Annotated in this window: 8 protein-coding genes and 1 pseudogene; 1 reads left to right on the forward strand and 8 read right to left on the reverse strand. The window is 36.8% G+C overall.

All coding sequences use genetic code 11. The features are described from left to right. The 6 genes from ACIQ2S_RS09660 to ACIQ2S_RS09685 all read right to left on the reverse strand — a co-directional run. Positions 1 to 221: MBL fold metallo-hydrolase (locus ACIQ2S_RS09660; RefSeq protein WP_396175407.1), on the reverse strand; the 221-nt coding region annotated here is incomplete at its 3' end. Positions 222 to 224: 3 nt separating this feature from the next. Then, the gene (locus tag ACIQ2S_RS09665) at positions 225 to 428 is read right to left on the reverse strand and encodes a hypothetical protein (RefSeq protein WP_396175409.1); all 204 of its coding nucleotides are present in this window, start codon (positions 426 to 428) and stop codon (positions 225 to 227) included. A gap of 6 nt (positions 429 to 434) precedes the next feature. Next, positions 435 to 767: a ribonuclease Z gene (locus tag ACIQ2S_RS09670; RefSeq protein ID WP_396175411.1), complete on the reverse strand. Its 333-nt coding sequence runs from the start codon at positions 765 to 767 to the stop codon at positions 435 to 437. A gap of 49 nt (positions 768 to 816) precedes the next feature. After that, a complete protein-coding gene (locus tag ACIQ2S_RS09675) occupies positions 817 to 1,743 on the reverse strand; it encodes an aspartate carbamoyltransferase catalytic subunit (RefSeq protein WP_396175413.1) in 927 nt (308 codons plus the stop codon). A gap of 2 nt (positions 1,744 to 1,745) precedes the next feature. Then, a complete protein-coding gene (pyrR, locus tag ACIQ2S_RS09680) occupies positions 1,746 to 2,303 on the reverse strand; it encodes a bifunctional pyr operon transcriptional regulator/uracil phosphoribosyltransferase PyrR (protein WP_396175415.1) in 558 nt (185 codons plus the stop codon). A 92-nt stretch (positions 2,304 to 2,395) separates the two neighbouring features. Next, positions 2,396 to 4,012 (reverse strand): ABC-F family ATP-binding cassette domain-containing protein, encoded by a 1,617-nt coding sequence (locus tag ACIQ2S_RS09685; RefSeq protein ID WP_396175417.1) that lies wholly within the window; start codon positions 4,010 to 4,012, stop codon positions 2,396 to 2,398. A 161-nt stretch (positions 4,013 to 4,173) separates the two neighbouring features. On the opposite strand from ACIQ2S_RS09685, the gene ACIQ2S_RS09690 reads away from it, so the two are divergent. Beyond that, positions 4,174 to 5,571, forward strand: a complete 1,398-nt coding sequence (locus tag ACIQ2S_RS09690) for a TlpA family protein disulfide reductase (protein ID WP_396175419.1) — start codon at positions 4,174 to 4,176, stop codon at positions 5,569 to 5,571. Positions 5,572 to 5,642: 71 nt separating this feature from the next. Here the strand turns inward: ACIQ2S_RS09690 and fsa are convergent, their stop codons facing one another. Both fsa and ACIQ2S_RS09700 read right to left on the reverse strand, forming a co-directional pair. Continuing rightward, the gene (gene fsa, locus ACIQ2S_RS09695) at positions 5,643 to 6,299 is read right to left on the reverse strand and encodes a fructose-6-phosphate aldolase (RefSeq protein ID WP_396175421.1); all 657 of its coding nucleotides are present in this window, start codon (positions 6,297 to 6,299) and stop codon (positions 5,643 to 5,645) included. Between the two features lie 388 nt (positions 6,300 to 6,687). After that, positions 6,688 to 6,916: pseudogene (locus ACIQ2S_RS09700) on the reverse strand (short-chain dehydrogenase/reductase); the annotation flags it as partial.

Genomic DNA, 6,916 nt, shown 5'->3' on the forward strand with positions numbered 1-6,916 from the left:
GATATCAATCCCACCAAACCAAAAAAATGATCGCCATGCAAATGCGAAATAAAAATATGATTGATTTTGGAAAACTTTACTTTGTGTTTTCGCAACTGCACCTGCGTTCCTTCCCCACAATCAATTAAAAACATGTGATTTTTAATCTCTAAAACTTGCGAAGTGGGATTGGTTATCGTTCGAGGTGTTGCGGCATAACAGCCTAAAATTGTTAGTTTCAAAGTTTAAAAGTTGCGGGTTACGGGTTGTGGGTTGCGAGTTACGGGTTGTAGGTTACGGGTTGTAGGTTGCGAGTTGCGGGTTGTAGGTAAAGGGTTAAAGTACTCCCAACTCCTTTCTTCCATCTTCCATCTCCCATCTCCAATCTTCCATCTTCCATCTTCCATCTTCCATCTCCCATCTTCCATCTCCCATCTTCCATCTTCCATGATCATTCAAAACCCCAAATCCCTTTCAATTTCTTCCATCTCAATAATATCCTGAGCTTCCAAAAGTGAAGGAACAACGGTCAGTTTTTCAGGTACGGAGTTAAAATCAATACCATCCACAACTATTACAAAAGATTTCTTTGCTTTTTTATGGGTTTTAGATAATTCAGCGAAAAGTTTCAAGTCTTTTATAGTTATGTCTTTATCATCCGACATATTCAAAACAATATTTTGATTTTTAAACGTAGCATATTGTGCCGTTACCTTTTCTAAAAAAATGTTGCAATCACCTTGGGTGTTTCTGAGAATGGTGGTATGTCCTTTTTGGTCGACTTTCATTTTTTAGGTACTGAGGTTCTAAGGTACTGAGGTCCTAAGGTAGTTAAAATTACTTAATTTTCGAAGCCAAAAGATAAATAACTGCCATTCGAATTGCTACCCCGTTTTCGACTTGGTTCAAAATGACCGATTGCTTCGAGTCGGCCACATCCGAAGTTATTTCTACTCCCCGGTTAATTGGACCCGGGTGCATGATGACAATTTCCTTGTTCAAAGAATCCAATAATTCTTTGTCCAATCCATATTGCTGAGCATATTCGCGGGTAGATGGGAAGAAATTCACATCCATACGTTCATTTTGTACGCGAAGCATATTGGCCACATCACACCATTCTAATGCTTTTCGCAAATTGGGTTCAACGGTAACCCCCAAACTGGAAATGTATTTTGGAATCAAACTGTTCGGTCCGCAAACTTTGACTTCAGCTCCTTGCATTTGTAATGCAAAAATGTTAGATAATGCCACTCTTGAGTGTAAAATATCTCCAACAATTATTACTTTTTTTCCGGCAACATCTCCCAATTTTTCACGAATGGAATAACTGTCCAATAACGCTTGTGTTGGGTGTTCATGAGCACCATCGCCAGCGTTTATAATACTTGCTTTGACATTTTTCGATAAAAAGTAAGCCGCACCGGGATTGGCATGTCGCATCACCACCATATCCACTTTCATGGATAGGATGTTATTGACTGTATCAATTAGTGTTTCTCCTTTTTTAACAGAAGATTGAGCCGCAGAAAAACTAATCACATCTGCTGAAAGTCGCTTTTGTGCTAATTCAAAGGATAATTTGGTACGTGTACTGTTTTCAAAAAAGATATTAGCAATGGTTATGTCTCTTAAAGAAGGTACTTTTTTAATGGGTCGGTTGATGACTTCCTTAAAATGATCGGCTGTTTCAAAGATAAGTTGGATGTCTTCGGGTTGCAGGTATTTGATACCTAATAAATGGTTGACAGAGAGTTCAGACATTGTTAGGTGGTTTTATTAGTGGGTGTGGTTACTAAATAAACAGCGTCTTCGCCGTCGTTTTCTAACCAACAAACTTGTACTTTTTCATTATCAATAACATCTACTTGTCGCCCTCTGTAATCGGGTTGTATCGGTAGGTGTCTGCTAAATCGTCGGTCGATTAAAACCAGTAGTTCAATTTCCGAAGGCCTTCCAAACGATTGAATGGCCGTTAATGCGGAGCGAATACTTCGTCCGGTGAACAACACATCGTCAATAAATACTACTTTTTTATCTTCAACTATAAAATCAATTTCGGTTCGGTTGGCTTCTAAAGTCTTCTCGCCTCTTCTAAAATCATCTCTGAAAAAGGTAATGTCCAACAATCCCAGTTTAATGTTCTGAATTTGGTATTCTTCCTTTAAAAACTGTGCTAATCTTTTGGCTAAAAAGGCTCCGCGGGGTTGCAAACCAATTAAAAGTGTGTTCGAAAAATCCAAATGCTTTTCAATCAATTGACAGGCCAAACGGTGGAGAATGATATTGACTTCTTTGGAAGTGAGCAATACTTTTTGACTCATAGTAGTTCGTTGTTTGGAGTGTAAAGATATAATTTTTTATGATTTGTGCCTAAAAAAAATCCTGCTACGTGGTAACAGGATGGATGCTATAATTAGTTATACATTTTCTTTCTTAGCTCTTTCACTTTTTCATCTTCCAGGTATTCATCAAACGTCATGTAGCGGTCGATTACTCCGTTTGGTGTAATTTCAACCACACGATTCGCAACTGTTTGAGCAAATTCGTGGTCATGGGTCGTAAATAAAACCGAGCCTTTGAAGTTTTTCAACGAGTTGTTAAACGCCTGAATCGATTCCAAATCCAAGTGATTGGTTGGCTCGTCAAGCATTAATACATTTGCACGAAGCATCATCATTCGTGAAATCATACAACGTACTTTTTCTCCTCCGGATAATACTCTTCCTGTTTTCAACGCTTCTTCACCGGAGAAAATCATTTTTCCTAAAAATCCGCGAACATGCACTTCATCCCGTTCTTCTTCCGTTTTGGCCCATTGACGTAGCCAGTCAACCAACGTTAAATCATTCTCAAAAAAGGAATGGTTGTCTCCCGGTAAATACGATTGATTGGTTGTGATTCCCCAATCAAAGGTACCGGCATCTGCTTTTAAATTGCCGTTTAATATCTCATAAAAAGCCGATGTAGCTCTTGCATCTTTTGAAAAAATAACCACTTTATCACCTTTGGCCATGTTTAAATCGACGTTCTTAAACAGCACCTCACCTTCCGTGGAAGCTGCTAAACCAACAACATTTAATATTTGATCGCCCGCTTCACGCTCTTGGTCAAAAATTATCGCAGGATATCTTCTACTTGAAGGTTTGATTTCGTCTAAATTCAATTTTTCAATCATTTTTTTACGAGAAGTAGCTTGTTTTGATTTGGCTACGTTCGCACTAAAACGACGAATAAATTCTTCCAACTCAGCTTTTTTCTCTTCTGCTTTTTTGTTTTGTTGAGCTCGTTGTTTCGCAGCTAATTGGCTACTCTCATACCAAAACGTATAATTACCGGAATAATGCGTTATTTTTCCAAAATCAATATCAGAAACGTGTGTACATACCGCGTCTAAAAAGTGACGGTCATGCGATACGACTAAAACGGTATTTTCGTAATTGGCCAAGAAATTTTCCAACCAACCAATGGTTTCAAAGTCCAAATCGTTCGTAGGCTCATCCATAATCAAGACATCCGGATTTCCAAAAAGTGCTTGTGCTAAAAGGACGCGTACTTTCAGTTTTCCTTCCATTTCTGCCATCAACGTGTAATGATAATCGGCAGAAATTCCTAAATTCGATAACATCGAAGCCGCATCAGAATCAGCATTCCAACCGTTCATTTCTTCAAATTGTACTTGCAACTCCCCGATTCTATCAGCATTCGAATCATTATAATCGGCGTACAAAGCATCCATTTCTGTTTTAATGGCAAACAGAACTTTATTTCCCATCAGTACCGTTTCCAAAACGGTGTGTTCGTCAAACATGTTATGGTTCTGATTCAAAACCGACATACGCTTACCCGGCTCCAAAATTACGCGTCCGGAAGTTGGGTCCATATCGCCCGAAATAATCTTCATAAAAGTAGATTTTCCGGCACCATTGGCACCTATAATTCCGTAGCAATTGCCTTGGGTAAACGTAACATTTACTTCGTCAAACAAAATTCTCTTTCCAAATTGAACTGATAAATTGGATACTGTTAACATGCGTTTTATAATTTTAAAAGTGGTGCAAAAGTAGCAAAAATAGTGGAGTTGATTGTTGTATTATTTGTATTAAATATTGCTTTATTTTAACTGTCTGTTAACAAGCTAAATCAACAAATAAAAATACTTTTGTTTCCGAAGTTAACTTTTCAACAACAATAATGTCGATCATCACAAAAAAATTATTACTCTTTTTGCCTTTACTCGCACTCGGACTCAATGTTTCGTGTAAAAAAGAGTTTTCCGGCGATAATTTCGTGGCCTATTTTGGTGGGGAAGTGATTAATCCGAAAAATAAGTACATTTTATTTTTAAAGGATGATACGGTGATTGACACTATTTACCTGGACGATAAAAATCAGTTCCTCAAAAAATTTGATTCTTTACCACCCGGAATGTACATGTTTAAGTACGAACCGGAATTTCAATACGTTTACTTCGACAAAAATGACAGTTTGATGGTTCGCATTAATCCGGTTACTTTTGACGAATCAATCGTATTTTGTGGCAGAGGTGATGAAAAAAACAACTTCTTGATGGAATTGTACCTCAAAAACGATGAGGATCGAAACAAAATGTTTACAGTATTCGATTTCGGCCTTCAGCAATTTCAGTCCAATATTGATTCTTCCTATGCTTCAAAAAAAGAATTTTATGAAGTGAAGAAAAAGGAAATCGCCTGGAATGAGTCTTTTGATGAATACGCTCAATCATTATTGAATTTCCAACATTATTCCAAAAAAGAAATTTATCCCATTGCTCATTTGGTCAGAACCGGCTCAAACATAAAAGATTCTTTACCTGCCGATTATTATGCGTATCGAAATGAAATTAATTTTAACAATGCCAACTTAACTAATTTTTCTCCTTTTGTCAGATACTTAACGCATTACATGAACAATGTGTCGTATCAATACAACAATGCTACAGAAGATCAATTAAAGATAAGCATTCATAAGCTCAATGTAATAGATACACTTTTTAAAATTCAACCGGTTAAAAACAAAGTGTTAAATTCTATAGCGTTTTCTTACTTGTTGGAAGACCAAAATGTTGACAACAATAAAGTATTCATGAAACGTTTCAATGAATTATGTACCGATAAAGAAATTCTTGATGAAATCAATAAAATTGCCAATTCCATTCAGCATCTTACCGTAGGAAACGAATTACCGGAAGTAGCAATCATTGATTTAAATGGAAAAACGATCAGCAGCAAATCTATTTTAAAGAATAAAAGCGTGGTTTTCTTTTGGACGGAAGATGCAACGGCACATTTATCAGCCTCGCACAAAAAAGCTATCGAATTTCATAAAAACAATCAGGACTATCAATTTATAGCAATTAATATTGACAGCAACCACGACAAATGGTTGGCCACTTTATCTAACTATAATTTTGGAACCGTAAACGAATTCCGAATCAAAGACTTCAGCGAACTGAAAGAAAAATGGGCGTTCACCAAATTGCAACGAACCATCGTAATCGATGAAAAGGGTACCATTAAATACGGTTTTGAAAACATGTTTGATGTCAACTTCGTCAAATGTTTAAACTAATAAACAACAACACATAAAAAAACCGCTACTGTTAAAAAGTTAGCGGTTTTTTAGTATTGTAAAATGGTCTATTATTGATTCGCTTTAGCGTGATCTGCTAAAAACTGAGCCAATCCGATATCTGTTAAAGGGTGTTTCAACAAACCATAAATCGCTGATAAAGGTCCGGTCATTACATCGGCACCAATCTTCGCACAGTTCACAATGTGCATGGTGTGACGTACCGAAGCCGCTAAAATTTGAGTTTCATAACCATAGTTGTCATAAATCTCACGAATTTCTTCAATTAATGTCAAACCGTCTGTTGAAATATCATCCAATCGACCGATAAATGGCGACACATAAGTAGCTCCTGCTTTGGCAGCCAATAAAGCTTGACCTGCAGAAAAAACCAACGTTACATTTGTTCGAACGCCTCTGTCTGAAAAATATTTACACGCTTTCACGCCTTCTTTTGTCATGGGTAATTTTACCACAATTTGCTCGTGTAATTCAGCTAACTCCTCCCCTTCTTTAATCATTCCTTCATAGTCGGTTGCAATTACTTCGGCACTTACATCTCCATCCACAATTTTACAGATTTCGACATAATGTTTCAAAACGTTGTTTTTTCCGCTAATTCCTTCTTTGGCCATCAACGATGGGTTGGTAGTAACGCCATCTAAAACACCTAAAGCTTGTGCTTCTTTAATTTGTTCTAAGTTGGCTGTGTCAATAAAAAATTTCATAGGTGGTTGTGTTTTAATTCGGATGCAAAATTAAGAAATCAAATGCAATAGTTTCAAAAAAGTTTGTTTCAAGTCTAAAGTTTCAGGTTTCAGGTCTAGCAAAAATCCTAATATATTTCTCGCAAAGTCGCAAAGACGCATAAAACATGACCGAAATCTGAGTCTGCTCGAGAACATAAATTTCTTTTGACCTTCCTAAAAAGTATTCGCGTATAGATTTAAAACAACAGATAGCTAGTTTAAGATCACGCAAAAATCCTACAATATTAAGCAAGGTCTCAAAACATCGTCAAGAACGTGCGTCTTTGCGTCTTTGCGACTTTGCGAGAAACTACTTTTACATTTTTACATTGAATAAAAGATAGCGAGCAGCAGAAACAGCTTCGATTTAAAGCTTGTAATGCTTCATCAACATTTTTTCATACACCTTATCCGGTAAAATTCGCTTTAAAACAATTGAAAAACGCTGCATAAAACTACCAACCTTATAATGTATATTCGGTTTTGCAGTTTCGATGATCTTATAAATCGCATACGCCATTTCATTGGGATTACTTCCCGAATCCACGTGTTCGTCCATCATTTTCAAAGTATTTCCGTAGGGAATTTTATAAGCT

The organism is Flavobacterium sp. (assembly GCF_044371705.1).
Lineage (GTDB): Bacteria > Bacteroidota > Bacteroidia > Flavobacteriales > Flavobacteriaceae > Flavobacterium.